Annotated in this window: 24 protein-coding genes and 1 rRNA gene; 17 read left to right on the top strand and 8 right to left on the bottom strand. The window is 41.1% G+C overall.

Annotated features, from left to right (window positions below):
* The first annotated feature begins 34 nt into the window (after positions 1-34).
* The 3 genes from rrf to CAP51_RS06190 all read left to right on the top strand — a co-directional run bounded on the left by rrf (position 35) and on the right by CAP51_RS06190 (position 2,904).
* Positions 35-149: ribosomal RNA gene (gene rrf, locus CAP51_RS06200) — 5S ribosomal RNA — on the top strand.
* 175 nt (positions 150-324) lie between these two features.
* Complete coding sequence (locus CAP51_RS06195; RefSeq protein ID WP_087619836.1) at positions 325-957, top strand: O-methyltransferase; 633 nt, start codon at positions 325-327, stop codon at positions 955-957.
* A 360-nt stretch (positions 958-1,317) separates the two neighbouring features.
* A complete protein-coding gene (locus CAP51_RS06190; RefSeq protein ID WP_087619835.1) occupies positions 1,318-2,904 on the top strand; it encodes a Na/Pi cotransporter family protein in 1,587 nt (528 codons plus the stop codon).
* 106 nt (positions 2,905-3,010) lie between these two features.
* On the opposite strand, the gene CAP51_RS06185 is transcribed toward CAP51_RS06190, so the two are convergent.
* The 5 genes from CAP51_RS06185 to CAP51_RS06165 form a co-directional block, all read right to left on the bottom strand.
* The gene (locus CAP51_RS06185; RefSeq protein WP_087619834.1) at positions 3,011-3,643 is read right to left on the bottom strand and encodes a glutathione S-transferase family protein; all 633 of its coding nucleotides are present in this window, start codon (positions 3,641-3,643) and stop codon (positions 3,011-3,013) included.
* Positions 3,644-4,549 (bottom strand): (2Fe-2S)-binding protein, encoded by a 906-nt coding sequence (locus CAP51_RS06180; protein ID WP_087619833.1) that lies wholly within the window; start codon positions 4,547-4,549, stop codon positions 3,644-3,646.
* Positions 4,536-5,201 (bottom strand): Rieske 2Fe-2S domain-containing protein, encoded by a 666-nt coding sequence (locus CAP51_RS06175; RefSeq protein WP_087619832.1) that lies wholly within the window; start codon positions 5,199-5,201, stop codon positions 4,536-4,538. The genes CAP51_RS06180 and CAP51_RS06175 overlap by 14 nt, the downstream gene beginning before the upstream one ends.
* 38 nt (positions 5,202-5,239) lie before the next feature.
* Complete coding sequence (locus CAP51_RS06170; RefSeq protein WP_087619905.1) at positions 5,240-6,343, bottom strand: BMP family ABC transporter substrate-binding protein; 1,104 nt, start codon at positions 6,341-6,343, stop codon at positions 5,240-5,242.
* 413 nt (positions 6,344-6,756) lie between these two features.
* Positions 6,757-7,845, bottom strand: a complete 1,089-nt coding sequence (locus CAP51_RS06165) for a zinc-binding metallopeptidase family protein (RefSeq protein ID WP_087619831.1) — start codon at positions 7,843-7,845, stop codon at positions 6,757-6,759.
* 360 nt (positions 7,846-8,205) lie between these two features.
* Between CAP51_RS06165 and CAP51_RS06160 the strand changes: the two genes are divergently transcribed.
* The 7 genes from CAP51_RS06160 to CAP51_RS06130 all read left to right on the top strand — a co-directional run bounded on the left by CAP51_RS06160 (position 8,206) and on the right by CAP51_RS06130 (position 14,042).
* On the top strand, positions 8,206-10,176 hold the full coding sequence (locus CAP51_RS06160; RefSeq protein ID WP_087619830.1) for a BCCT family transporter: 1,971 nt from the start codon (positions 8,206-8,208) through the stop codon (positions 10,174-10,176).
* Between the two features lie 246 nt (positions 10,177-10,422).
* The gene (locus CAP51_RS06155) at positions 10,423-10,785 is read left to right on the top strand and encodes a NirD/YgiW/YdeI family stress tolerance protein (RefSeq protein WP_087619829.1); all 363 of its coding nucleotides are present in this window, start codon (positions 10,423-10,425) and stop codon (positions 10,783-10,785) included.
* 94 nt (positions 10,786-10,879) lie between these two features.
* Positions 10,880-12,448 carry a glutamine-hydrolyzing GMP synthase gene (gene guaA, locus CAP51_RS06150; RefSeq protein WP_087619828.1) on the top strand — a complete coding sequence of 523 codons (1,569 nt, stop codon included), beginning with the start codon at positions 10,880-10,882 and terminating at the stop codon, positions 12,446-12,448.
* A complete protein-coding gene (locus CAP51_RS06145; protein WP_087619827.1) occupies positions 12,439-12,648 on the top strand; it encodes a hypothetical protein in 210 nt (69 codons plus the stop codon). The genes guaA and CAP51_RS06145 overlap by 10 nt, the downstream gene beginning before the upstream one ends.
* A gap of 115 nt (positions 12,649-12,763) precedes the next feature.
* The gene (locus CAP51_RS06140) at positions 12,764-13,288 is read left to right on the top strand and encodes a PadR family transcriptional regulator (RefSeq protein WP_087619826.1); all 525 of its coding nucleotides are present in this window, start codon (positions 12,764-12,766) and stop codon (positions 13,286-13,288) included.
* 12 nt (positions 13,289-13,300) lie between these two features.
* Positions 13,301-13,720 (top strand): Fur family transcriptional regulator, encoded by a 420-nt coding sequence (locus CAP51_RS06135; protein WP_087619904.1) that lies wholly within the window; start codon positions 13,301-13,303, stop codon positions 13,718-13,720.
* 10 nt (positions 13,721-13,730) lie between these two features.
* Complete coding sequence (locus CAP51_RS06130) at positions 13,731-14,042, top strand: DUF3861 domain-containing protein (protein ID WP_087619825.1); 312 nt, start codon at positions 13,731-13,733, stop codon at positions 14,040-14,042.
* Between the two features lie 51 nt (positions 14,043-14,093).
* On the opposite strand, the gene CAP51_RS06125 is transcribed toward CAP51_RS06130, so the two are convergent.
* Positions 14,094-16,484, bottom strand: coding sequence for a glycerophosphodiester phosphodiesterase family protein (locus CAP51_RS06125; RefSeq protein ID WP_087619824.1), 2,391 nt, complete (start codon positions 16,482-16,484; stop codon positions 14,094-14,096).
* Positions 16,485-16,697: 213 nt separating this feature from the next.
* On the opposite strand from CAP51_RS06125, the gene CAP51_RS06120 reads away from it, so the two are divergent.
* The 7 genes from CAP51_RS06120 to asd all read left to right on the top strand — a co-directional run bounded on the left by CAP51_RS06120 (position 16,698) and on the right by asd (position 24,661).
* Complete coding sequence (locus CAP51_RS06120) at positions 16,698-17,363, top strand: glutathione S-transferase family protein (protein WP_087619823.1); 666 nt, start codon at positions 16,698-16,700, stop codon at positions 17,361-17,363.
* Positions 17,364-17,553: 190 nt separating this feature from the next.
* Positions 17,554-18,984: an ethanolamine permease gene (gene eat / locus CAP51_RS06115; protein WP_087619822.1), complete on the top strand. Its 1,431-nt coding sequence runs from the start codon at positions 17,554-17,556 to the stop codon at positions 18,982-18,984.
* 22 nt (positions 18,985-19,006) lie between these two features.
* Positions 19,007-20,392 carry an ethanolamine ammonia-lyase subunit EutB gene (locus tag CAP51_RS06110; RefSeq protein ID WP_087619821.1) on the top strand — a complete coding sequence of 462 codons (1,386 nt, stop codon included), beginning with the start codon at positions 19,007-19,009 and terminating at the stop codon, positions 20,390-20,392.
* 15 nt (positions 20,393-20,407) lie between these two features.
* Positions 20,408-21,229 carry an ethanolamine ammonia-lyase subunit EutC gene (gene eutC, locus CAP51_RS06105; RefSeq protein WP_087619820.1) on the top strand — a complete coding sequence of 274 codons (822 nt, stop codon included), beginning with the start codon at positions 20,408-20,410 and terminating at the stop codon, positions 21,227-21,229.
* Between the two features lie 394 nt (positions 21,230-21,623).
* A complete protein-coding gene (pncB, locus tag CAP51_RS06100; RefSeq protein WP_087619819.1) occupies positions 21,624-22,835 on the top strand; it encodes a nicotinate phosphoribosyltransferase in 1,212 nt (403 codons plus the stop codon).
* Positions 22,836-22,967: 132 nt separating this feature from the next.
* Complete coding sequence (locus CAP51_RS06095) at positions 22,968-23,813, top strand: sulfurtransferase (RefSeq protein WP_087619818.1); 846 nt, start codon at positions 22,968-22,970, stop codon at positions 23,811-23,813.
* Positions 23,810-24,661 (top strand): archaetidylserine decarboxylase, encoded by an 852-nt coding sequence (gene asd, locus CAP51_RS06090; RefSeq protein WP_087619817.1) that lies wholly within the window; start codon positions 23,810-23,812, stop codon positions 24,659-24,661. The genes CAP51_RS06095 and asd overlap by 4 nt, the downstream gene beginning before the upstream one ends.
* A gap of 81 nt (positions 24,662-24,742) precedes the next feature.
* Here asd and phoR read toward each other — a convergent pair whose 3' ends face one another.
* Positions 24,743-26,131 carry a phosphate regulon sensor histidine kinase PhoR gene (gene phoR / locus CAP51_RS06085; RefSeq protein WP_087619816.1) on the bottom strand — a complete coding sequence of 463 codons (1,389 nt, stop codon included), beginning with the start codon at positions 26,129-26,131 and terminating at the stop codon, positions 24,743-24,745.
* A gap of 7 nt (positions 26,132-26,138) precedes the next feature.
* Entirely contained in the window at positions 26,139-26,849 is a 711-nt protein-coding gene (gene phoB, locus CAP51_RS06080; protein WP_087619815.1) for a phosphate regulon transcriptional regulator PhoB, read from the bottom strand.
* Position 26,850: the final 1 nt, after the last annotated feature.

Below are 26,850 nucleotides of genomic sequence, written 5' to 3'. Positions count from 1 at the left end.
ACAGTTAAGACCGAAAAAACACCATAACAGTTGTGCTGGCGACAATAGCAAGAGTGAACCACCTGATCCCTTCCCGAACTCAGAAGTGAAACCTCTTCGCGCTGATGGTAGTGTGGGGTTACCCATGTGAGAGTAAGTCATCGCCAGCTCATTATTCAAAACCCCCAAGCTGATGCTTGGGGGTTTTTTTTAGTCTGCGCTTAGATAGACTAGGGTTTTATTAAGAGATAAGTATGCAATCAATGTAAGTTACGAATAATACATAGTGATAGTTAATGAACATGCTATATAGTCAAAATTCGTTAATCAATCATTGCTCGCATTATGAATACCTTAACAGACAAAAAAGTGTTAAATACATTGGCTGTATTGCACGAAAAAGCAGATGCTGACCAAGAACTTCGCTCTAAAGAAAGACAAATTGCTAAAGAAAAAGGTCAAGAGATTAAACATGCATGGGCAACTGCTTATAGTGCTGTCGGTGCTGAAGAAGGTCATCTTCTTTATTTTTTGGCAACAGCTTCACAAGCCAAAAATATTGTTGAATTTGGCTGTTCTTTTGGCATTTCAACCATATATTTAGCTGCTGCTGCAAAAAATAATGGAGGTAAGGTAATCACGACAGACTTTGAACCAAACAAAGTTGCTGGAGCACAAGAGAATATAAAAGAAGCTGGACTTGAGGATTTTGTAACTATCTTGGTGGGTGATGCTTTACAAACACTGGCGTCAGTTGAAAGACTGATTGATTTTTTATTTCTCGATGGTGCCAAAGATCTTTATCTTCCTCTTTTTGACTTACTTTATTCAAAATTAAGCAAGAATGCCATAATTGTTGCAGATAACGCCAATCAGGAAGGTGCTCGTCCATTTGTTGACTATATTTTGAAGTCAGAATCTGAATTTACGTCCATTCTATTATTCAATAAACGTGTTTTAATTAGCTATCGAAATTAATTTTTACTTTAATTTCAATGGAATCGGCCGGTAACAACGGTTTGGTAAAATGGAGAATTAAAAGCAGAGTTGAATGTTCAGTCTTTTATATTCGTCATTAAATCAAACCATTTTCCTGATATTAAAAATCAGATAGGATTAACACTAAGGCAATAATTAGATATACCAAACAAACAATTATTGTAATTTTGATTTAATAACAAAATACAAATCGATATTTTTATATCACTTTTTTTGTGATGTAGGTGTTTCACAAATAGGTAAAAGTAATGACTATTTTTATTATCGATTAGTCTGATGGATAGATAAAAAGTATCTAATTATTGATATATTAAAGAAAAATCAACGTGAGATGATCATTTGCTGCAAGTCATTACGCAACTTATCGGTGGGATTGGTTTATTTCTACTCGGCATGTCTTTAATGACCGATAGTTTGAAAGCCATGGCAGGGGAATCTTTGCGACAATGGCTATCCCGTTTTACTGGTTCATCATTCAAGGCCATGCTTTCCGGTATTGGCTTTACGTTGGTGGTGCAATCCTCTACTGCGACCACGTTGGCAACCATTGGTTTCGTCAGTGCCGGGGTATTAACCTTTGCTCAGGCCATCGGCGTGGTGATTGGTGCCAATATTGGTACGACCAGTACAGGCTGGATGGTGGCATTACTTGGATTAAAATTTTCGATTGCCAGTTTTGCCTTGCCTATGATTGGTGTTGGTGCGTTGATGAAGTTGTTAGGCAAGGATCGTTTGGCACTTTTGGGATTGGCATTTGCCGGTTTTGGTTTAATCTTTTTTGGTATCGATGTGTTGCAGCTTGCTATGGCAAGTTTTGCCGAGCGAGTGGATTTATCTGTTTGGTCGAATAACAGCTTTTCCACACGTTTGATTTTGGTACTTGTAGGGCTGGTGATGACAATATTGCTTCAGTCTTCAAGTGCTGCTGTGACAGCAACTTTAGCAGCACTGGCCAGTCAGGCGATTGATGTACAACAGGCGATGGCACTGGTAATTGGGCAAAATATTGGTACCGTGGCAACGGCGATTTTGGCAGCGATTGGCGCAACCACCAGTGCAAAACGAACCGCAGCAGTCCATGTAATTTTTAATGTAGTGACCGCAGTTTTCGCATTTTTTATCTTAATGCCGGCTATGTTATGGATGTTAACGCATTGGGCTTGGGCTGCGACGTGGGATAATACCATCATCATTGCTGCATTTCACACAGCCTTTAGTTTAATGGGCGCAATGATTTTTATGCCCTTTATTCCCCAGTTACAGAGTGTTATCAGTAAATTAATTCCGGAAAAAGAAGTTGAAACAATCCGTTATCTGGATGAATCCTTGTTTAGTATGCCTTCATTGGCTATTGCAACGGCACAGGATTCGATTTGTCATTGTCTTGCTGATATGTATCGTTTATTGATTAAAGCTGGACGGGGCGAAATTATTGGCGCCATGATCAATACCAAAGAGCTGGATCATGTGCTGTTAAAGGTGGATGAATATTTAAAAAAAATGCCAGTACCACAAGCACAAGCCGATCAACAGCGTTTAATTGAGCTCATGCGCTTGATTGTCTATACCCGTGTTGTACGGGAGGATTTACAGCATACTGCTAATCTTGATATTTTGCGGGCTCACTTCGATACAGAGGATTTAAAGGAATTTATAGGCATTATCGAAAAATTGGTGCTGTATTTCAGACAAACGCCTGTACAGAAAATTCCGGTACAAGATGTGGAAAATTTAGAACGGTTTAGTGCACAAATCAAAATACATCAACCAGCAATTCGTCAAAATATCGTAGCGCAATCGGCGACCTCCCAAGTGAAAGCAGCTGATGCCCTAGATTTAATCATTGCCCAGCGCTGGTTAGAGCGATTGGCCAAACATACGGCAAAAATGGCGATCTTGTTGAAGGAAGATACATCTACTATTTAATAAGGTTACTGAGTGAATCAACATGATCTGCATTTTGTGCTTTTATCACAGATCATGTTGGGGATTGATCAGTTATGATCTTTTTTAGATGAATTCTTGGGTAATCTTAACTTTCCAATAAACCCGGCATCGGGACAAAGTTAGGGAGCTTACGCATACGTTGTACCCAGCGACGGATATGGACAAAATCATCCAGATCAATTCCTGCATCCATAGATAATGCAACCAGTGGGAAAATTGTTAAATCTGCAATAGACGGTGTTTTTCCTGCCACTAGCCACTGTTGTTGTAAAACCGTTTGGACACATAGATGGTCATTGAGTTGATTGAGTAGAACAGTGCTTTGTTCTTGTAATATGTCTTCATCATCCAGAAAAGTCGACATACTTAAACTGGCTTGCCGTAGCCGTCCCAGACAATTTTTAAGTTGTTGATGAAACGCTTCCCAATGCTGGAAGTGTTGTGCATGTGAAGGTTCTGCCCAATCGGGTTGTGCTGCAAACTCTGCAAGGAACTCAAGGCTTGGACGTATGCCGTAAATGATTTGATCATCTGCAACCACCAGTTCTGGAATTTTATCACTGGGTTGCAAAGGATCAATATCTGCATAGTCACTTTGAAATGGGACTTGGTGATAATACAGAAATAAACGCACTGCATAGCAATCCGACGACATCGGATCATCTTTTAGGATAAGACGAGGTGAGTTGGTCAGTGGAGAATGGTCGAGATTTGTCATTTAAGCTGCCACCTCTTTTTTTAAATCACTGCCATAGGTCCAATTTTTTTCAAATAACCATTTACGATAGGCAGTTGCCATGGCATCAGCCCGTGTTGGAATTTCAATTCTGGCGGCCAAGGGGAGTTTTAATGGCACATGATTTTCTAGAATGGGTTTATCTTGGGTAAAGATTTTTTGCTGGAATAGCACCATATCTGTCATATGGCTACTTTGATCATCCAATACCATGAGTAAATGAGCACGAATTTGGGTTTCGCCTAAAGGCTGAATAAAAAGACAAATCACATCGGCTGGAATAATGCCTGATGCTGCGGTATTGATTTTATAGAGTAAGACATTTAAAGGTGATAATACCCGATAAATATATTCGGTTTCCTGTGGTTCTTGTGAGTTGGGTGCAGCAAGGGGTTGGGTGAAAACGCATTCAGTCGCCCATAATTCATCAACATTTTGTCGATGTTCAACTTTATAAGGTTTCACTGCTGTTAAGGGTTCTGCACCCAGAATATTGGTGTGGACATAGGGGAAATGTGCCATATCCAGAAAATTTTCCACAGCACGTAGCGGTGAAGTACGTACGCCATAAGCACCACATGGTACAAGTCGTGCTTGTGGATGGTCATATTCTTCTAGGGTAAACAGTGCTTTGTTGGCTGTGCCGATGCATAACCAAATAAATCCATAGGCTTCTTGCGCTTGGACGGGGACAGCCTGCATTTCGCTGGATAGAAACTGGATTTGATAATGCTGCTCTAGTTTATCAATACGTAAGGCATGCCGATCAAGGCGGGTGGTAACGCTGTTTTTATCCTTAAATTCTTCTGTAGACGCGACCACGATCCACTCTCCAATCAGGGAGTGATCAATGGGTAAATATGCTAATTCTTGGTTAGAGGACGGCATATTGGTGCTCCTCAAGTTGTTGGCGAATTTGAAATAAACTGTCTAGGCTGCGTTGTACGCTTTCGGCCTGTGGTTGCAGGGCATGCAGTGTGGTTTTTTCAGTGTCTGTTGGGGTGATAATAAGTTGAACATCAGCAAACTCATCATCGCCTAAAAAACAGTAGGGAGAAACTTGCCTAAAATGCAGATGCTGTAAAAACTCGCTCACTTCATCAATAGCGCAATGGATCAGAACCGATCCGGCATAATGTACAGGCGTGATTTTTGGAAATAGGGTTTGCTGAGATAAGGGTTCCGGCTTAAGCTCGTGGTCAAAACCACCAAACCAGATCATGCCGTTATTTTCTGATACAGGATAGGCTTTACTGCATACACTTTTCGGTGCACGTTGTTCCGGTTGAGCCGGAATTTTTTGGCAGGAACCATCTTGGGCTGCAAATTCCCAGCCATGGTAGGCACATACCAGATTTTCACCATCAACATGACCTAGACTCAAGCGGACACTGCGATGCGGGCAGCGATTTTCCCAAATTTGTACATGACCTAATGCTGACCGCCATACCACAACTTCCTTGCCATTGATCAGTACTTTTAGCACTTCGGTATTTTGCAAAAGTTCAGATGGTAAAATGGGTAACCACTGCACAGACATCATTTTTCTCCTCAATCAATCATACTTCAATCAAAATCTTACTTTGGTAATGCCCCAGTGACACCTTGGACATAAAAGTTGATTTTATTGAGTGCATCATCGCTATAGACTTGTCCGGCTTTGACAAATTGCTGTCCGGCTTGATTATAAAGCGGACCTGCAAAAGGATTAAGTTTGCCGGATTTTAATGCAGCACGACGTTCTTGAAAGATTTTTTTGGTTTCGGCTGGAATCGACGCATTCAAGTTTTCAACATCAACTGCACCTTCCCGAATACCATAATAGATGGGTGTATTGGTCCATTTGTTGGCTTGCACATCACGCAGGGTTTTATCGTAGATTTTGTCCCAGTGAATTGCTGCGGCAGCAAGATGGGCTTCGCTACCGAATTTTGACATATCAGAATCCCAACCAAAGGCATATACACCTTTGGATTGTGCTGCCTGTACTACCGCTGGAGAGTCAGTGTTTTGCATCAGTACATCATTTTTTTGCGAAATCAGGGTGAGTGCAGCATCACGTTCCTTGCCTGGGTCGTACCAAGTATTGACCCAAATGACTTGTGTGGTGACTTTTGGATTAACACTGCGCGCTCCAATGGTGAAGGCATTGATATTGCGTACAACTTCTGGAATTGGGAAAGAACCGACCACACCGATTTTATTGGTTTTGGTGGTTTTACCTGCAAGCACACCGAGCAAGTAAGCATTCTGATACATACGAACATTATAGGTGCCGAGATTTTTTCCGGATTTATAGCCTGTTGCATGCATAAAAATGGTATTTGGGAACTGGCGCGATACTTTTTCCATGGCATTCATATAGCCAAATGAGGTACCAAAAATCACTTTGTTACCTTGTTGTGCCAGATTACGAAAAATACGTTCGGCATCCCCTGTTTCTGGAACATTGGCAACAAAACTGGTTTTTACTGCTCCTTTTAAATCTGCTTCGGTGCGAATACGGCTTTGGTCATGGGCATAAGTCCAGCCATGATCACCGGGAGGGCCAAGGTAGACAAAAGCTGCTTTTAAAGGTTGTGCTGCCTGAGCATTGGTGCTGCAAATGGCAATCGATAATCCTGTGATGGCTAAAAAACTGCCGGTTGTGGCGATGGCGGTTTTTTTAAACTTAGCCATCATGTGCTGTATAGAATATTTTTTTGTTGCACAGGGAGATGATTTTTCGTCTATTTTTTTCATATGATTAAGCATACAAACTCCTATACCTATTTTTGTATCAAAAATACAAATGTGGGGAAACGCAAGACATGACTCTCAGCGCACGATAAACAGCGATTAGAAGTAATTAAGCAATATCTATACCATTAGAAATAAAAACAGCCTATTTTTTGTAGACAATTGAATTTTAGATTGTGAGCAATAACTAATTATTTGATAACATTAAAGATGATTTTTTTACAATTCTCGATAAAATTTTAAGGTCACTATAAAATCATTGGGGAAAAAATTTTTATTTTGATCATCATGCAAACCTTGCACCATAGATTGACAGGATAATCTTCTGATGTATGCAAGCAGTGATCTTAACCTGATTAAAAGGTTGTATTAAAGCGTTGATCCTGATTTTTTTGATCAACAATATCCATTAACACTTGATGGATAAAATGTAATTTTTCCAATACTTTATCTGATAAGGTGAACGGATAGGCGTCTTCCAGTCCCATACTGCGATTGAGTGAGTTTAAACCGTAGGTGAGGGCAAACCAGTTTTTGACGGTTAAATGGAAATTTGCACTATCGACAGGGCAACCATCAAATTTAAGCTCATGATCAAGTGGCGACTGTTTTTGAATGGAGATCCCGGTAAAAAATGCGGTATCCAGCGTACTGATCATATGTAGATAATGCGCCCAAGTTTCGGCCCAGTCTTCCCATGGATGACTGCTGGCATAGGCACTGATGTAATTTTCTTGCCATCTGGCAACTGGCCCGTGATCATAATAATACTGTAATGTTTCGCCGTAATCCTGACGTTCATCACCAAAAAGCTGTCTAAATGATTCAATCCATGGCGTATTTTGTACTAATACATCAAAATAAAAATGGCCGCTTTCATGGCGAAAATGCCCTAGTAAGGTACGATAGTTTTCACCCATCGAAATCCGAGTGGTTTCACGATAGACGGTATCGGCTTCATAGGCATTTAACGTGATGACACCATTGGCATGGCCTGTAAGTACCGGTTGATCGTCGGTAGGTACCAGAAAATGAAAACTTAAGCCCCGAGGATCATCAGGTGTTTTTTTGGCACAGGGGAAAATGTTCAGACGTTGGGTCATGTATAAAAAACGGCGTTTGGCTGTTTCCAGTTTGGCCCAATATTCAATATTTTTTGCTTCATGCAAATCGGGAATCACCGTAGTGAGCTGGCAGGAACAACACAAATCTGATGCACTATCTTGTTCTACCATCCAGTTGCAAACATTGTGTTGTTGATAATTCCGACATGGGCGATAATATTTTTTTGAACCGTCCAGCGCCATCCAGCCTTGTTCGTCGACATGGAAGGTCATCATACTTTGCAGGCGTGGCACATAACCAACCGGATGCTGGCAACCTCCACAAAAATAGTTGGTAAAAAAAATCTCGGATTGGCATTGAGGACAGTAAAATACTTTCATTTTATCATGACTATAAATTCTTGATCTTTGTTATGTATTGTAGATAAGTTGGATTAAAAAGCAATTTGATGTTTGTGTCTTAAACAGGGAATTTTAAGAGTTCATGTAACCAGAGATACTTTATCAAAATTTTATGAAACACAAAAATGTAATGAGGCATTGTCATCACCAACGTATGATAAAAATAGATAAGTGATTGAAAAATAAATTATAACAGTAATACAACAGCATTTTTTAAGTGATTTATTAAAATAACTGCGTACTGATATTGTACATCCTCTCTTTTGTTTACAGCTGCAAATTCTATTTTCATACTCCGCAACACTGCGAAATACAAATTTAAAAATATATGGGGGAAACATGCCTTCCAAAAAGACAGTCAAAGGCTTTGATAATATCAATCCGAATGTTTTTTTTAGCGCAGTCATTGTCATTGCTATTTTTTTAGCAGTTGTGGTGATTGCACCAAATTCATTTGAATTGTTAACCAAACAACTGAATGACTGGATTACCACTTCCTTTAGCTGGTTCTATGTTTTATCGGTTGCTATTTTTCTATTGGTGCTGTGTTATTTTGCCTTTTCTGATGCCGGTAAAATCAAACTGGGACCGGATCACAGTACACCTGAATATAGCAATCAATCTTGGTTCGCCATGCTGTTTACTGCCGGCATGGGGATTGGTTTGATGTTCTTTGGTGTCGCAGAACCCATTATGCATTATACCAGTCCACCGACTGGAGAACCGGAAACCATTGCCGCAGCACAGTCTGCCATGCGTATCACCTTTTTCCACTGGGGGTTACATGCATGGGGCATTTATGCGTTGGTGGGCTTATCGCTGGCCTATTTTGCTTATCGGCATAATTTACCGCTGAAAATCCGTTCCGCGCTGTACCCTATGATTGGTAAAAAGATTTATGGACCGATTGGCGATAGTGTTGATACTTTTGCCACCATTGGTACGGTATTTGGTGTTGCCACCACACTGGGTTTCGGGGTGACACAGATTAACTCTGGTTTAAGCTATTTATTTGGCATCCCACAAAGTTCAACCACACAAATTATTCTAGTGATTGTAGTCAGTATCATGGCGTCAATTTCTGTTGTATTGGGTGTAGATAAGGGCATTAAACGACTGGCGGAATTGAATCTGGTATTGGCTGTTATTCTATTGTTATTTGTGTTTTTTGCTGGTCCTACGGTGTATTTATTACAAACCACATTGCAAAATACCGGACAATATATTTCCAATCTCTTTAGCATGACGTTTAATCTATATGCCTATCAACCCAATGGTTGGATTGGCGGTTGGACTATTATGTACTGGGCTTGGTGGATTTCCTGGTCACCTTTTGTCGGCATGTTTATCGCCCGTGTTTCACGAGGACGTACGGTTCGTGAGTTTATTGTTGGTGTCTTGCTGATTCCAACAGGCTTTACCATCATCTGGATGGGCTTTATGGGCAATGCCGGATTATTCAGTGTCTTGCATGAAGGACATGCCAGTCTGATTACTGCGGTACAACAGGATCCATCGGTAGCATTATTTGAGTTTTTGGGTGGATTGCCTTTTGCTGATGCCTCAAAATTGCTGGCTACGGTTCTAGTGGTATTATTCTTTGTCACTTCTGCCGATTCCGGCGCTTTGGTGACTGATTATCTCACAGCAAAAACGGATCAATCACCTTTATGGCAACGATTATTCTGGACGGCATTGATGGCAACACTGGCCATTATTTTGTTGCTGGCAGGCGGGTTATCGGCCTTGCAATCGGCAACCATTTTAAGTGCTTTGCCTTTTACCTTTATCATGCTGCTGATTTGTATTGGTTTAATCAAGGCATTGCGTATGGATGTGATTAAAATGAATGCCTTACAGGCGGCACGTACCACACCATATGCGATACATACACCTAGAAGCTGGCAGCAACGTCTGAGTTTGATTATGCATTATCCGCATACGCAGGAAGAGGTTGAACAATATATTGAAAGTACCGTTGCACAAGCATTTGCCAGCATGTCCAAAGAATTGCAACGTCGTCATGATCTACAGGTCAAAATTTCCCCGGTGGAGCATGGTTTACAGCTACGGGTAGATCATCAGGAAGAGATTAATTTTATCTATCAGGTTGTATCCAGAGAAACCCAACCACCAAGTTTTCTGGGGGAAACAGAGCAAGATGAGGAACAAAAATATTATCAGGCCGAAGTGTCCTTAAGAGAAGGTGGACAAAATTATGATGTGATGGATTGGACACAGGAAGATTTGCTCAAGGATATTATTGATCAGTATGAGCGGCATTTACATTTCCTGAGTGTGGTGCGCTAAATGTCAGAATCCGCAGAGCAAATGTTTTGCGGATTTTTTATATCAGGAGAATGGTTTTTTATTTCACTGCTTTGATATGGCAAATAAGGTTTTGACGTTTGAATAAGTAAAGCGACGATTTGTTTTCGAGAGGATATTATTTGTATCAATCTTAACAGCATTTAAACTACAAAACTCAAATATAGAAAATCATTAAAATTTGTTTTAATAACAAATGATAAAAGTGTAATAAAAGGTATAGAAGAGATGAAAAATGCATGGTTAAAAATTATATTTTTGAGTGCAGTATTTGCTAGCGTTCCGGCTTGGGCAGGCGACGATGCCAAAGCGATTGCACAAGGATTACAGCATCCGGTGACTGTTGCACAGGCAAAAAAATTACCGGATGAATCATTTATTACTTTAACTGGAACTTTGGTACGTAATCTGCAAAAAGATCATTATGAATTTAAAGATCAAACCGGCACTATTTCGGTCGAAATTGATGATGACCTATTACATCCAGCTCATTTTAAACCAAATACTCAGGTGAAATTGGTAGGTGAAGTGGATACCCATCGTTATAAACCAACAGATATCGAAGTTTTACAGTTAGAAATTTTAAAATAAAAGTCAAATTGCATAGGTCAGAATAAGTGCGTCATGGCAGGAAAAATGCTAAAATGCTGCGCTTATTCTTTTTAGCCTTGCATAGTTGTTGCTCATGACTACCAATACCCAAATTACTGAAGATCGCATCCTGATTCTGGATTTCGGTTCACAATATAGTCAGCTTATTGCCCGTCGTGTCCGTGAAGCTGGTGTTTATTCTGAAATGTACGCTTTCGATATGTCCGAAGATGATATTCGTGCGTTTAATCCAAACGGCATTATTTTATCCGGTGGTCCGGAAAGTGTGCATCTTGAGGGTAGTCCTCGTGCACCCAAAGTCGTGTTTGAACTTGGTGTGCCAGTATTAGGGATTTGTTATGGTTTTCAAACCATGGCAGAACAATTGGGTGGTAAAGTTGAAGCAGGGACTGTACATGAGTTCGGCTATGCCGAAGTTGATATCCAGCAACGTGATGCCTTAATTGCTAATTTGCAAGATCGTGAAAATCAATTGCATGTCTGGATGAGTCATGGCGATAAAGTTAGTCGTTTGCCAGAAGGCTTCGCTGTAACTGCAAGCACAGCAAGCTGTCCATTTGCAGCTGCTTCTGACGAAACACGCCGTTTTTATGGGGTGCAATTTCACCCAGAAGTGACACATACTGCCAAAGGTGCAGAGCTTTTATCCAACTTTGTCCATCAGATTTGTGGGTGTGGTGGTCTTTGGACACCGGAACATATTATCGATTTACGTGTAGAGCAATTACGCCAACAGATTGGTAATGAAAAAGTTTTATTAGGTCTGTCCGGTGGGGTGGATTCATCAGTTGTCGCAGCACTTTTACATAAAGCCATTGGTGATCAATTGACTTGTGTATTTGTCGATAATGGTTTGCTTCGTTTAAACGAAGGCGATCAAGTGATGCAAATGTTTGCCGATAACATGGGTATCCGTGTGATTCGTGCCGATGCAGAAAATCGCTTTTTAACTGCGCTTGCCGGTGAAGTTGATCCAGAGAAAAAACGTAAAATCATTGGTCGTGAATTTATTGAAGTATTTGCCGAAGAAGCTCGTAAACTAGATGGAGTGAAATTTTTGGCACAGGGTACAATCTATCCCGATGTTATTGAGTCCGCAGCGAGTAAACAGGGCAAGGCCCATGTGATCAAGTCGCATCACAATGTTGGTGGTTTACCGGAAGATTTGGCGTTTGATCTGGTTGAACCATTGCGTGACTTATTTAAGGATGAAGTGCGTAAACTAGGAACAACTTTAGGTTTACCACATAGCATGATCTATCGTCATCCATTCCCAGGTCCTGGTTTAGGCGTGCGTATTCTGGGTGAAGTGAAAAAAGAATATGCCGATATTTTACGTCTTGCTGATGATATCTTTATGCAGGAATTACGCGCAAGTGGTTGGTATGACAAAACGGCACAGGCGTTTGCGGTATTCCAGCCGGTAAAATCTGTAGGTGTGGTGGGTGATGGTCGTCGTTATGCCTGGGTGATTGCACTGCGTGCAGTTGAAACAGTAGACTTTATGACTGCTCGTTTTGCCCATCTACCTTATGATTTAGTTGATAAGATTTCTACTCGTATCATGAATGAAATCAAAGATGTTTCCCGTGTGGTATATGACGTGTCATCCAAGCCACCAGCAACGATTGAATGGGAGTAAAATCAGGGTTTCAAAATGCAACGCATTTTGCTGATTTTACGCCAAAGGCTGTGCCTGCGGCAGAGGGATTTCAAGTGGCATTGCCGCTTGCCGATTTTCCGCCATTAACCCGTTTAAAGTGTTGCGTTAAACCGAGAAAAAATATTGATGGTAGTGAGCGTTCTAAAGATAATCCTGCCCTAAAATACAATGTGTTTTGAGTATGCCAATAAAGGATGCAAATTTATTTTGTGTCCTTTTTTATTTCTCTACTTGCATTAAGATATATCTTAATATATCTTAAGTGGTGTAATCATATGAAATAGAGAAAACATAATGAAACCTTATCGTAAACATTCCTTTGGTGAAGAAAAAGATAACCAGTATCGTGGCGGAAGACGTAGTCGTTTATTTGAAGCGGGCCGCATTAAATTGTTGGTCTTGTATTTGATTGAGCAACAACCCAAACATGGTTATGAAGTGATTAAAGCCATCAGTGATCTGGTGGGTGGCGGTTATATACCGAGTGCAGGAACCATTTATCCGACATTAAATGCGCTGGAAGAAGCAGGACTGATTATCACACCTGATGCAGAAGCAGAACCCAAGCAATATCAAATCACTGAAGCGGGGCAGCTTCATTTGCAGCAACAGCAAGATTTGGTAAAGAAATTGCTAGAAAAACTGCAAATGAAACGTAGTTTTCAGGAAAATGATCAATACCGTGATATTCATCGTGCGATGGAAAATTTAAAAACAGCATTACGTCTGCAACTTGCTTCAACAGACATTGAGCAAGAAAAAATCCATAGTATTGCTGAGAAAATAGATCAGGTGGCCGTTGCGATTGGTCGTTTATAGATGAGTATGATGATGACTACACAAATTCAACAGCGTTTAAAAAAAGCTGGATTAAAAGTTACACAGACCCGAATTGCGGTGTTGAGTTTGCTGGAAAATCAAACCGAAATACTCTCAGTGAAGCAAATTTATCAGAAATTATATATTAATTTCAATAAATTAAGTTTAGCTACCATATATCGTGTCATCAAGGATCTGGAAGAGGTCGGTTTAATTGCCCAACAGCAGTTTTATCGCGGTGAAGCACGATATTCGGCAGTAGAAGTGGCCGAATCTCAGGTTTTACAGATTAAATGTGTGATAGATGATCATCTAAACCAGACGCAGTTTATTCATTCCTTGCAGGATTTATTGCAGAAATTCAATATTCATTTGCTGGATATCGAGGTGAATACTGGGAATGATATTAAATTACAACCACTTAAAATATAAAGGAAAAGACATGAAACAACATCAATATCATATTACAGTCCAGCATGTGGCAGATGCCAAAGGGCAGCCCTCTACCTATACTCAACCACTTGAGTTTAATACAGGTAATCATGATGATATTCTTGCAATTGTGGAACGATTAAAAAATGCTAAATTGTTTGAGGATGAGCAAACCTCAATCTCTTTTGCAGTAGGTTTAAAATTATTTGGCGAAGTAATGCTGGAAAATAGGGATCATCCTTTATTTCAGGAAATGATACCTCAGTTTGGACAATTTATGAAAAAATTAAAACAATCTACTGCTGAGCCGATATCCAAGTAGATGGCTAAATACAAGAGCGAGCAATAAATTGCTCGCTCAAATATCCTAGAATTATTCAATCGTTACTTTTACAGGTGCACTAAAGATAGTGTAATTGTAGGTATTATCAATATTATATCGATAGCCAGGTAAAACATAGGCTGTACCTTTGGCCTTAAATGTAAGATTACTACCATTGACTGTATAGGTGGGTGCACCCGCCAGAATCACAAATTGGTTGGCATTCGCAGTAGATTTAGCACCTTCCTGAGTGGTTAACTGAGCACTAATATTCATGGCCTGCCCTACTTTAGCGGTTGCTGTAGTAGCTGTTTTTAGATCAACCACATATTTAGACGCATATTGTGCATAGTTGGTTGTTAAACCATAAGTACCAGCAACATAAAGCTTTTTAAACGCAGTTTCATCATTTACAGTCCATGGCCAGAAGGTAATGCCACGATGTTTTACCGCTTCCATTAATGCTGATGTAACATTGCCATAAGATGGATTAAAGGTCGAAGTATAACCCTGAGTTGTTTGCATCACTGTTCGTGCGTCTTTTAACACATTGCCAGAATTAGGTGCATCTGTTAAAAAGCCGGTAGAAACGCCTGGCAAAATGGTTTTCATGCGTTTGATTTGGTCAGGAATAAATGAGATAGTGACGATCTGATCATCAACGCCATATTCTTCAATTTCTTTTTTCAGTTGGGCGACAATTTTTTCATTACTGCTTTTTAGTTCAACAAAATGCATAACATTTTTATTGTTTTTCAACTCGCCAAAGAATTCACCCAGTGTTGGAATTTTATAACCTTTAGGTTTTGTTGCCAGTTGTTTAACCTGTGCCAAAGACATATCTTCGATATTCCCTTGACCATTTGTGGTACGGTCAACGCTGTCATCATGCATGATCACTAGGTGATTATCGGTGGTGACATAAATATCATTTTCTACGGCATCGACACCCAGACGAACAGATTCTTTTAAACCTTCTAACGTATTTTCATCTTCCAGACTTGGTACACCACGATGTCCAATAATAAGTGGTTTACGTAATAAGGTATAACGTGGAAATTGTCTTAATACACTGTTAAATACATCACTGTTGGATGCCATAATACCATTTGCACCGGAAACAATGATATTGGCTGCATCATTTACCGTCGTAGCGGATGAATCTACCCATACAGTGACCAGTAATTTCTGAATATAACCAACATTCTCTTTTGTGGCCAAGCTGGCTGGCAGAATAACAATACGGGCATTAGCTTGATTGGTTTGTCTAGCAATAGAGAGCAATTCTGCACGGCTATTACCCAGTGTGGTACTGCGTAAATCCAGAGCAGTACGAATAGTAGGCAGGATGCTATGAGCAGTACGTAATAAATCCGGATTACTGGATGTCAAAGTGATGTCTTCAAGATCGATAGATTGTGAAATATTTTTAAGCGATGTGAGGGTGGCTTCATCATTAATTTGTAATACTGGAATGGTGCGGTGTGTACTATCCGCCAGATATTCTTTTAATGTCGTAATTTTCTTACCTGTTAAATCATTAAGATTAAGACTTTTATCAAGTTGGTAAAAAACTTGACTGGCATTGGGGATAGCATCACTAGCAGTTTGAACTTTCTGAATGATGGTCGGTGCTAAAGAGGCATAGGTTCCTGATTCCTGTACATCTGTTGCGGTGCTATTGATGTTGGGCAAAGATTCCCATTGTTCTGTCACTTTAATGCTATTTACTTTCATGACCAGACCAGCAGTAGATAAGCCAATTGCCCCCTTGATCTGATCGGAAGGAAGTTCTACATCTTCCATTAATTGTTCATTCAGATATTGTCTGACACGATTGCCATGTACAATCACTGTGGCTTTATATACTTTTTGTGGATCAATGGCTTCTGTAAATGCCTTGCTACTTTGCACATTCCATTTGCTATCTTGTCTTAAGGCAAATTCCGTGCCGTTACTTGCTGTTGCATTTGAGCGAATTGCAAACTGATAGTAAGGTTCTGGATTGGACGCTGTGCCGGTAGCGCGATAAACGATACTTCCCCAGCGACCGCTATTGTTTGGATTTTCAAAGGTAAATTCGACATCCACACGATAATCAGTATAGTTCTGTGTGGCTTCTGGCAGCATGACAGTGGTCATATTGGTATCATGCTTACGACCATCAATATACAGATGGCCATCTTGAACGGACACACTACCCGCATTACTACTTACTGCTGTCCAGCCAGCCGGTAAGCTATTTTGTTCGGCAAAATTGACTTCATATAAAACTTTGGCTTCAGGTAAAGGCTCGGTCACTGAACCTTCATCGGGATTTGAGCCATCATCGGGGTTTTGTGGTGTTTCTGCTTCCGGTGAATTGTTAGAGTGATCATCGCTACCACAACCGGTAAGTGAAAATGCCAATAAAATGGAGAGGGTAAGTGCGGATATCTTCATAATTTCTTCATGATGTATTGAACGAGTTAAGAAGACTAGGGTGGAGTTATGACATTATTATTTAAAATTTTTTACAGTTTATTTAAGTTTTAATTAAAAAAATCGACTGTTTCACAGAATGAATAAATAAGAAATATCCATAGACATCTCCTTTGAAATTGGTTTTGATAGACTGTGGAACAAGGAAAATGACTTCAAAGGAATAACATAGATATGCTCACACTTCATCACCTGCAACATTCCCGTTCAATGCGGATTCTCTGGGCACTTGAGGAGCTAGGGTTAGATTATCAACTGAAATATTATCAACGTCTGCCAAATATGTCGGCACCACCTGAGCTTAAACAGATCCATCCGTTGGGTAAAGCACCGATTTTAACCGATGACGACAAAGTGATTGCCGAATCTGCGGTGATTCTAGATTATTTACAGGCAAACTTTGATCCTTCACAGCAATTTAAGCCACAGTCTGGTGAGGCACTCAATCAGTACCAATACTGGATGCATTATGCAGAAGGTTCGCTGATGCCTTATCTGGTCTTTACTTTAGTGATGGAGCAGCTTGGCGGAAAATCGGTTCCATTACTTGCCCGTCCTTTGACAAAAATAGTCGGACAACAGGTGCAAAACCAGTTTTCTAAGCCCAGATTAAAAGAACATATTGCTTTTTTGGAACAGCATCTGGCGAAACACCCGTATTTCACGGGAGATCAGTTTAGTTTTGCCGATATTCAGATGAGTTTTCCTCTTCAGGCTTTGGTGATGGCACAAAAGGGTAAACCATTACCTAATATTCAGGACTATTTGGCACGCATTGAACAACGTCCAGCATTGCAAATCGCTCGGCAAAAGAGTCCTGATAAAGGACAGGTGCTTTAGGTCTGCTGACTCATTCCAATACTGATGTTGCCCGAGTCGGCTCAGGATATTTTACCAATCAGCAACATTTTTATTTCTTTTAGAAAACTTGGTATTAATCACGTGAAACTTATGATGAACTGACCCGTCACAGAAATGGTATGCAATATGCATAAACTCATCCATAACATTTGTGAACTGCGAGGCGTATATGGCACATTCAGAATCTGAGGTCGGATCAGGCATTGCAACAGAAGAAGATTATTTTGCTAAACGACAATTAAAACAGGGTGCCGTGGGATGGGTGCTGCTGGTCGGTTTAGGCGTTGCTTATGTAATTTCTGGAGATTTTGCTGGCTGGAATTTTGGTCTTGCACAGGGTGGCTGGGGTGGCATGTTTATTGCCACCGTGGTCGTAGCATTTATGTATTTATGCATGTGCCTGTCGATGTCGGAAATGGCGACTATGTTACCGACAGCAGGTGGAGGATATAGTTTTGCCCGTGCAGCATTTGGTCCGTTGGGTGGTTATTTAACTGGAACAGCCATCTTAATCGAATATGCGATTGCGCCTGCTGCGATAGCTGTTTTTATTGGTGCATATTGTGAGTCGTTATTTGGTATAGGTGGCTGGTTTATTTATCTGCTGTGCTATCTGATTTTTATGGGATTGCATTTAAAAGGTGCCGGAGAAGCACTAAAAATTATGTTTGTGATTACTGCGATTGCCAGTGTGGCATTAGCCGTCTTTATTTTTGCCATGATTCCGCATTTTAATAGTAGTAACCTGTTTAACATTGTACCGACTCAAAACGTCGGAGCAAGTACTTTTCTGCCGTTTGGCTATATTGGTATCTGGGCTGCTGTACCTTATGCCATCTGGTTCTTTCTGGCAGTAGAAGGTGTGCCACTGGCTGCCGAGGAAGCCAAAGATCCCGCAAAATCCTTACCAAGGGGATTGATTGGTGCCATGTTAATTTTGGCTGCTTTTGCATTGTTGATCTTGTTTTTAGGCGCTGGTGCTGCCGGTGCTGATGCCTTAAAAGCTTCTGGTGCACCACTGGTTGATGCCTTGGTTGCGGTATACGGTCAGAATACATGGTTGGCCAGCTTTGTGAATTTTGTCGGCTTGGCAGGCTTGATTGCGAGCTTTTTCTCGATTATTTATGCCTATTCACGACAAATTTTTGCCTTGTCCCGTGCGGGCTATTTACCGAAAAACCTTTCTCTCACCAATAAAAACAAAGCACCTTTTCTGGCGATTATTATCCCAGGAATTATCGGGTTCTTGTTGTCATTAACAGGTGAAGGCGACTTATTAATTTTGATGGCAGTATTTGGGGCTACCATTTCTTATGTATTAATGATGTTGTCTCACATTAAATTACGTTTGTCCCGTCCGGATTTAAAACGTCCCTATAAAACACCCGGTGGCATTATTACGTCAAGTATTGCATTGGTACTGGCGGCAATTGCTGTGGTTGCTGGGCTGATGGTTGATCCAAAAGTATGGTTTATGGCGGCAGCAATTTATGTGGCATTTATTGCATACTTTATGTTTTATAGTCGTCATCATTTGGTCAGTGGTACACCGGAAGAGGAGTTTGCCCAACTTAAAGCTGCGGAAGAAGAGTTAAACTAGGCAGGATGAGGGAGATCAAGTAATGCGTTATTATCAGGATGTTGGTCAGACACGCTATCATTTTAATGACTTAAAAAGTCTGTTGGCTAAAGCGACACCATTACGTTCGGGAGATGAGCTTGCCGGTATTGCTGCGCTGGATTCCACCGAGCGTGTAGCAGCCCAGATGGCTTTGGCTGATTTACCCCTGACGGTATTTCTAAATGAAGTGGTCATTCCCTATGAAGAGGATGAGGTAACACGCCTGATTATTGATCGGCATGATGCACAGGCTTTTGCGGAAATTGCCCATTTTACGGTGGGTGATTTACGTGACTGGCTGCTGGGTGAAGAAGCAACCACAGAAAAATTACAGCAATTACAGTTTGCCTTTACACCGGAGATGGTGGCAGCAGTGAGTAAAATCATGCGTGTGCAGGATTTGATTCTGGTGGCAAAAAAATGTCGGGTCGTGACCAGATTTCGTAATACCATTGGTCTGGAAGGTTGCTTGTCTACCCGTTTACAACCTAATCACCCAACTGATGATCTACTGGGTATTTCGGCCAGTATTGTCGATGGTTTGATGTATGGTAATGGTGATGCTGTGATAGGCATTAATCCAGCAACAGATAATATTCAGAATTTATCCGATTTATTAAAACTATTGGATCAGATTATTCAGGAATATCAGATTCCGACACAATCTTGTGTATTAACCCATATCAGTTCGGCAATACAATTGGTGGAGAAAAATGTACCGCTTGATCTGGTCTTCCAGTCGATCGCAGGAACAGAAAAAGCCAATGAAAGTTTTGGGATTAGTTTACAGCTATTGCAAGAAGGTTATGAGGCTGGATTGAGTCTGAATCGGGGCACAGTCGGACAAAATGTCATGTATTTTGAGACTGGGCAAGGCAGTGCCTTATCCAGTAATACCCATTTTAATGTCGATCAACAAACCATTGAAGCACGTGCCTATGCAGTTGCACGGGAATTTAAACCATTACTGGTTAATACTGTGGTGGGCTTTATTGGTCCGGAATATCTTTACAATGGTAAGCAGATTATCCGGGCAGGACTGGAAGACCATTTTTGTGGGAAATTACTGGGCGTGCCGATGGGTTGTGATATTTGTTATACCAATCATGCAGATGCCGATCAGGATGATATGGATATGTTACTGACCATGCTGGCGACTGCAGGAATTAATTTTATTATGGGGATTCCCGGTTCGGATGATGTGATGTTGAATTATCAGACCACATCTTTTCATGATGCCTTATATATCCGCCAGTTACTGGGTTTACAACCAGCACCGGAATTTTCCGTTTGGCTTGCACAGCAGGGGATTTTTCAGCAACAACAGCACCATATTGAATGGGCAAAACAGTTACCACCGAATTTTGCACGTATTCTGGCATCTTAAGACAGGACATTAACGATGAAAAGTCATGAGCATTCTCCGGTGCATCAGGATATCTGGCAAAAACTGAAACAATATACCGATGCCAGAATTGCACTAGGTCGAGCAGGTTGTAGTGTGCCGACCAAGCCTTTGCTGAGTTTTCAATATGACCATGCACAGGCAAAGGATGCAGTATTGCAGACTTTGGCTGTTGAACAATTACAACAACAGCTGGCACATTTAAATCTGGATGTATTTAGCGTAGATAGTCAGGCAACCGATAAAGCCCTTTATCTAAAACGTCCGGATTTTGGTCGGGTGTTGAGCGAGCAGTCGGCAGAGATGCTGACCAAACTAGGGCAGGATGTGAGCTATGATGTGGCAATTGTGATTGGTGATGGACTTTCTGCCCGAGCAATTGAAGAAAATGCACCAAAACTGGTCACTGAACTGGTCAATTTATTTAGAGAAAAGCACTGGTCTGTTGCACCGATTGTGATTGCAACGGGAAGTCGGGTTGCGTTGGGTGATCAAGTGGCAGAACGTCTGCATGCCAAAATGCTAGTGATGCTAATTGGTGAACGTCCTGGATTAAGTTCGCCGGATAGTCTTGGGATTTATTATACATGGCAAGCCAAAACTGGTTGTCATGATGCCATGCGTAACTGTATTTCCAATGTGCGACCTGCGGGATTACCAATTTTGGTTGCAGCACAGCGATTATTGGCATTGATGTCACAATCGTTGAAATTACAGTTTTCCGGTGTCCATCTTAAAGATCAACATGAAATTGCTGTGGTTGAAAATACGCAGACTCCACCTAAGTTGTTTTTATTAAAGGATGATGTCGTCGATTAAATGAGAGAATAAGGGCTTGTTAACATTTCGTCTATGATTGCAAAAGTGGCCGTTTTTTAGGCGATACAAGGCATGAATAGTGATATTTAGTCATTCTAAATGATGAACAGTATTGCTGTGCAAGATAACGATGTATGAGGCGCATTGCGCTGCTAGCAAAGCAGTGCTTTGCTATTGCTCAGGGTTGTGGCTAAAATTCCCCCATACGTCGTTACAAAGCTCGACAAGGGAATAGCTATTGCCTTCACTTTGTGCCTAGTCTGAAGAAATTTTAGCCGACAACGCAATCTATTTATGAAGTGTCAACAAGCCCTAACAAAATAATGCCAAAGTAAGATATGAATTTTGCGCAATTATTTTTAATATAGTCAGATAAATATATTTTGGAAATTTTATGGCTGGGATCGTTCAGTCCTTATTGGATACAGATTTATATAAATTCACCATGTTACAGGTGGTGTTACATCAATTTCCGCAAGCGCATAGTGTTTATTTATTTCGTTGTCGAAATTCCACAGAAGCAGTTTATCCGTTAAGAGAAATCAAGGACGAACTGGATCGGGAAATTGATGATTTATGTCAGTTAAAATTTAAGGAACAAGAGCTGCAATATTTACGTAGCCTGCGTTTTATTAAAAGTGATTTTGTTGATTATCTGGAGCTTTTTCAACTCAAGCGACGCTTTATTAAAATTATTATTGATGACAATGGCGAATTGGTCATCCGAATTGAAGGACCGATGGTACAGGCCTTGTTTTTTGAGATATTTGTATTGGCGATTGTCAATGAGCTGTATTTTAGACGTCTGAATGTTGAAGAAGCATTAATGGAAGGTGAGCGACGATTACAGGTTAAAGCCGAATTGTTGCGTGAATATGCCGAAATGCAAGTTGAGGGTGAGCCGCCATTTCTGGTGTCTGACTTTGGTACACGACGTCGTTATAGTTATACTTGGCAACGCCATGTAGTTGAAACATTGAAATCGGCAGCACCTAATGTATTCCGTGGTACAAGTAATGTTTATCTTGCCATGCAATTGGGAATTACCCCAATTGGTACCATGGCACATGAGTTTTTACAGGCATTTCAGGCGCTGGATGTGCGTTTAAGAAATTTCCAGAAAGCAGCTCTTGAAGCTTGGGTACAGGAATATCGCGGTGATCTGGGAATTGCTTTAACCGATGTGGTTGGTATGGATGCATTCTTGCGCGATTTTGATTTATATTTTGCCAAGCTGTTTGATGGTTTGCGTCATGATAGTGGTGATCCCTATGTCTGGGGTGATAAGGCGTATGCACATTATCGAAAATTAAAAATTGATAGTCGTACCAAAATGTTGACCTTTAGTGACAGTCTGGATCTACCTAAGGCATGGCAACTTTATCAATATTTTAAAGATCGCTTTCAGGTCAGTTTTGGTATTGGCACCAATCTTACCAATGATATGGGACAAACAGCGTTAAACATCGTCCTGAAACTGGTTGAATGTAATGGCCAATCCGTTGCCAAAATCTCTGATAGTCCGGGAAAAACCATGACGGATAATGATACCTTTTTGGCCTATTTACGACAGGTATTTCAGATTGAAGATGAAGTTGGTGTGTAGTTTGCTTAAATACAGGCGAAATTAAGGCGGTTTGCATCATTTTGAAAAAGGTTAGTGCTAATCCTGCAAATGCAGATCTAAATTGATGTGATAACATGCATATACCCCACTATCGATGAGATAAAAGGCATTATGAATCCTGTTGCACCCTTAGGTTTATTGGTTGAACCAGAACAATTTGCGCCATTTTTGCAAGATGACAATATCGTGATTGTTGATCTCAGCCGAGAATCTGTATTTGAGCAATTACATTTGCCTCGTGCAATATCGGTACGTCCCAAAGAAGTTGTTGAACAACATGAGTTTGCATCAGGGCTTTTACCGGATAATGCAAAATTACAAGCATTGATTGATCTGTTGGGGATTACCGCAAATCATCAGGTCATCGCATATGATGACGAAGGTGGTGCATGGGCTGGACGTTTTATCTGGAACTTACATTGTGCAGGTTTTTATCATACCAGTTTGCTTAATGGCGGTATTCATGCATGGCTAGCCGCAGGTCTTCCAACGACAACGGATATTGAGACAATCACTACTGTGGCGGATACATTTCAGGTAAATACTGCCGGACAAGACCAGTTCCGCATTGGCTATGATGAATTAGCACAACGGGTCGAACAAAGAAATATTCAGCTTTGGGATTGCCGCACCGAACAGGAGTATACCGGCGTTCGCTTAGCTGCACGACGCGGCGGTCACATTGCTGGGGCAAAATGGTATGAATGGAGTACTGCCATTAATCGCCAAGATCATTTAAAATTACATTCTTTAAATCGCATACAACAGCAACTCGAACAACGAGGCTTTAACCTGTCAGAACCTGTCGTGGTGTATTGTCAATCACATCATCGCTCGGGACTTGCCTATATTATTGGACGATTACTCAATTGGGAAATTCGTACCTATGATGGCGCATGGAGTGAATGGGGTAATCGCTTGGATAGTGCTGTCGTCACCGGAGAACAACCCTTTTGAGCACCAATAAATCAATTTTCAATCAACTCTTTATCCGTACTCAGAAGATATTACCACAGCATCAGTTAAGTCGATTGGTTGGAAAGGTTGCAGCAAGCGAACAACCGATTTTAAAAACTGCCGTGATTTATGCCTTCAAACAGAAATATGGTATAGATTTATCTATTGCTGAGGCAGAAGAAATCAGCAAGTATCCCTCCTTTAATGCGTTCTTTACGCGTGCATTAAAGCCTGGGATTCGTGTCATTGATGAGGATCCAACCCATATTGTCAGCCCAGCTGATGGGGCAATTTCACAACTGGGCAAGATTACTGCGGGTGAGATTTTTCAGGCCAAAGGTCAAAGTTTTTCAGTTGATCAATTGATTGCAGATCCGCAATTGGCTAAGCCTTTTCAGGATGGTGAGTTTGTTACGGTCTATTTGTCACCCAAGGATTACCATCGGGTACATATGCCTTTTGCTGGCAGATTAACAGAAACGCTTTATGTGCCAGGAGAGTTATATTCTGTCAATCAAGTGACAGCAGAAAATATCCCGGGGTTATTTGCACGTAATGAACGCATGGTCTGTTTATTTGATACCGAGATTGGGCGTATGGCTGTGGTGCTGGTGGGCGCGATGATTGTGGCTGGGATTGAAACCGTTGCAACGGGTAAGGTCAAGCCGAATGGTCGCATCGAAGTGCAACAGCATGATGTGCAACTGGCAAAAGGTGATGAACTGGGACGCTTCTATCTAGGTTCAACAGCAATCGTATTATTTGAAAAAGACAAAGTACAATGGGAACAGCAGCTTAAGGCCAACGATACGGTATTGATGGGTGGTCAGATTGGACATACCCTCTAGTATCGTATAGAGAGAATCAAAATAGATTGTAAGAAGAAAGTCCCTAATTAAGGGACTTTGTTCTTAGAACTAAGCTAAAAACTATTCCGTATCGACAAAATTTTCTTCGCTTTCAGGTCGATGTAAGCGATGTTTGGGAAATACCGCTTTAAAGGTTGAACCTAATTGTTCTTTGGATTCGATTTCCAGATGACCATCATGTTGTGCCAGTACATGTTTGACAATGGCTAGTCCCAGACCTGTGCCGCCAGTTTCACGGCTACGTCCGCTATCTACTCGATAGAAGCGTTCAGTTAAGCGGGGTAAATGTGTCGGATTAATACCAATGCCGGTGTCCTGTACCGAAAATACCGCTTCATCGCCACGATCTTGCCAGGCAATGGTGATGGTCCCTTGCGATGGCGTATATTTGATGGCATTGGTGATCAAATTGCCAAATGCACTGGCAAGCTCCATATCAGAGCCGATTAAATCATTGTGGCTTTCCAGATTTAGATTAAGCGTATGACCATATTCGGTATTGTAACCTTGTGCATCATCAAATAACTGATTCATCAATTCGGCCATATCAATGATTTGATTTTTGGCCTGTAGCGATTCATTTTCCAGACGAGACAGCAGTAATAAATCGTTTACTAATGCATTCATACGCCGGGTTTGTTGCTGCATTTGATCAAATGCACGTTTCCAGCGTTGAGGCATTTCTTCATTTTCGGATAAGGTTTCCAGATAGCCGCTGAGTACTGTTAATGGTGTACGCAGTTCGTGCGAAACATTATCGACAAAATCCTTGCGCATTTGTTCGAGTTTATGAATCCGTGTCACATCATAGGCGACCAATAGGCGGCTTTCATAACCAAAACGGGTGAGTTTGATCTGCGTATAGCGTCCATCATGAAATGAGGACTCTACAACGATGCCATCCGGGAAATCATTGACATGATTAAAATATTGAATGAAATCGGGATGACGAATAATAGTGAGTACTTGTCGTTTATGATCACCAAATTTCAGGCTTAACAGTCGTTCTGCCGCAGGATTCCACCATTCTATACAATGTTGTTCATCAATCAGTACGACGGCTTCTTCGAGTGCCATCAGAGAAGATTGTGCTCGGTCAATCAAGCCGACCATTTCCGCCTGCATCATCCTTTCCCGGCGCTGTGCTCGATACACATTGAACAGTAATGCACCCCAGACACCCGACAAGTCTGGTGGCGGTTCTTGGGAATGCTGGCTAATCCATTGATTGACAATATAAAGGGAACGAAATTGCAGGGCAAAAAATAAAATCAGCCCCAGTGTAATACATAGTAGAAAATGATGGATACCAAGACCGATAAAACCGGCAATAATCAGAATAAGTGCCAGTCTACGGATATCTTCGGAAATATAATTTTTGAGCGCACTATAACGCTCGGTGGATTGTTCGTCTTTTAAATCGTCGGGTAAAAAAGAAGAATCACTCATGCAACATTTAACCTACCGCAACATCGGTACGTGTAGAAAAGCGGTATCCCGTACCACGAACGGTTTGTACATAGCGATCAGCAGCAAAAGGTTCCAGAACTTTGCGCAAGCGACGGATATGCACATCAATAGTGCGGTCTTCAATATAGACATTGCCGCCCCAGACCTGATCGAGTAATTGCGCACGGGTATAGGCACGTTCCGGATGTGTCATAAAAAATGCCAAAAGACGATATTCAGTTGGACCCATTTCCAAACCTGTGCCTTCAAAACTTACGCGTTGGCTGACAGGATCAAGGGTTAAGCCATTTACGTCAATGGCTTTTTCGCCCTTTAATGCATTGGAGCGACGCAATACTGCTTTAATACGTGAAACCAGTTCTCGGGTTGAGAAAGGTTTGGTCATATAATCATCTGCACCGGCATCCAGCCCTTGTACTTTATGATCTTCCTCACCACGGGCAGTTAGCATAATCACCGGAATTTCCGACAATGTTTCATCACGTTTTAAACGTCGGCATAAATCAATACCACTGACACCATTCGGTAACATCCAATCAAGTAAGATAAGCGCAGGACGTTGATCAACAATCATTTGATGCGCCTGTTTTGCATCACCTGCCTGTTGACATTGAAAGCCAGCCATATCCAGTGAGGTATGGATCATTTCCCGAATGGGTAACTCATCATCGACGATGAGAATATATTCATCTTTCACA

This window comes from Acinetobacter populi, assembly GCF_002174125.1.
In the GTDB taxonomy this organism is placed as follows: Bacteria; Pseudomonadota; Gammaproteobacteria; order Pseudomonadales; family Moraxellaceae; genus Acinetobacter; species Acinetobacter populi.
The sequence above is the reverse complement of the archived record's forward strand: the minus strand, read 5'-3'. Positions and strand labels throughout refer to the sequence as shown.

Coding starts and splice junctions, on each gene's coding strand:
- CAP51_RS06195 (WP_087619836.1), top strand. CDS start 325: ATGAATACCTTAACAGACAAAAAAGTGTTAAATACATTGGCTGTATTG.
- CAP51_RS06185 (WP_087619834.1), bottom strand. CDS start 3,643: ATGACAAATCTCGACCATTCTCCACTGACCAACTCACCTCGTCTTATC.
- CAP51_RS06180 (WP_087619833.1), bottom strand. CDS start 4,549: ATGCCGTCCTCTAACCAAGAATTAGCATATTTACCCATTGATCACTCC.
- CAP51_RS06175 (WP_087619832.1), bottom strand. CDS start 5,201: ATGTCTGTGCAGTGGTTACCCATTTTACCATCTGAACTTTTGCAAAAT.
- CAP51_RS06170 (WP_087619905.1), bottom strand. CDS start 6,343: ATGATGGCTAAGTTTAAAAAAACCGCCATCGCCACAACCGGCAGTTTT.
- CAP51_RS06165 (WP_087619831.1), bottom strand. CDS start 7,845: ATGAAAGTATTTTACTGTCCTCAATGCCAATCCGAGATTTTTTTTACC.
- CAP51_RS06160 (WP_087619830.1), top strand. CDS start 8,206: ATGCCTTCCAAAAAGACAGTCAAAGGCTTTGATAATATCAATCCGAAT.
- CAP51_RS06155 (WP_087619829.1), top strand. CDS start 10,423: ATGAAAAATGCATGGTTAAAAATTATATTTTTGAGTGCAGTATTTGCT.
- guaA (WP_087619828.1), top strand. CDS start 10,880: ATGACTACCAATACCCAAATTACTGAAGATCGCATCCTGATTCTGGAT.
- CAP51_RS06145 (WP_087619827.1), top strand. CDS start 12,439: ATGGGAGTAAAATCAGGGTTTCAAAATGCAACGCATTTTGCTGATTTT.
- CAP51_RS06140 (WP_087619826.1), top strand. CDS start 12,764: ATGAAACCTTATCGTAAACATTCCTTTGGTGAAGAAAAAGATAACCAG.
- CAP51_RS06135 (WP_087619904.1), top strand. CDS start 13,301: ATGACTACACAAATTCAACAGCGTTTAAAAAAAGCTGGATTAAAAGTT.
- CAP51_RS06130 (WP_087619825.1), top strand. CDS start 13,731: ATGAAACAACATCAATATCATATTACAGTCCAGCATGTGGCAGATGCC.
- CAP51_RS06125 (WP_087619824.1), bottom strand. CDS start 16,484: ATGAAGATATCCGCACTTACCCTCTCCATTTTATTGGCATTTTCACTT.
- CAP51_RS06120 (WP_087619823.1), top strand. CDS start 16,698: ATGCTCACACTTCATCACCTGCAACATTCCCGTTCAATGCGGATTCTC.
- eat (WP_087619822.1), top strand. CDS start 17,554: ATGGCACATTCAGAATCTGAGGTCGGATCAGGCATTGCAACAGAAGAA.
- CAP51_RS06110 (WP_087619821.1), top strand. CDS start 19,007: ATGCGTTATTATCAGGATGTTGGTCAGACACGCTATCATTTTAATGAC.
- eutC (WP_087619820.1), top strand. CDS start 20,408: ATGAAAAGTCATGAGCATTCTCCGGTGCATCAGGATATCTGGCAAAAA.
- pncB (WP_087619819.1), top strand. CDS start 21,624: ATGGCTGGGATCGTTCAGTCCTTATTGGATACAGATTTATATAAATTC.
- CAP51_RS06095 (WP_087619818.1), top strand. CDS start 22,968: ATGAATCCTGTTGCACCCTTAGGTTTATTGGTTGAACCAGAACAATTT.
- phoR (WP_087619816.1), bottom strand. CDS start 26,131: ATGAGTGATTCTTCTTTTTTACCCGACGATTTAAAAGACGAACAATCC.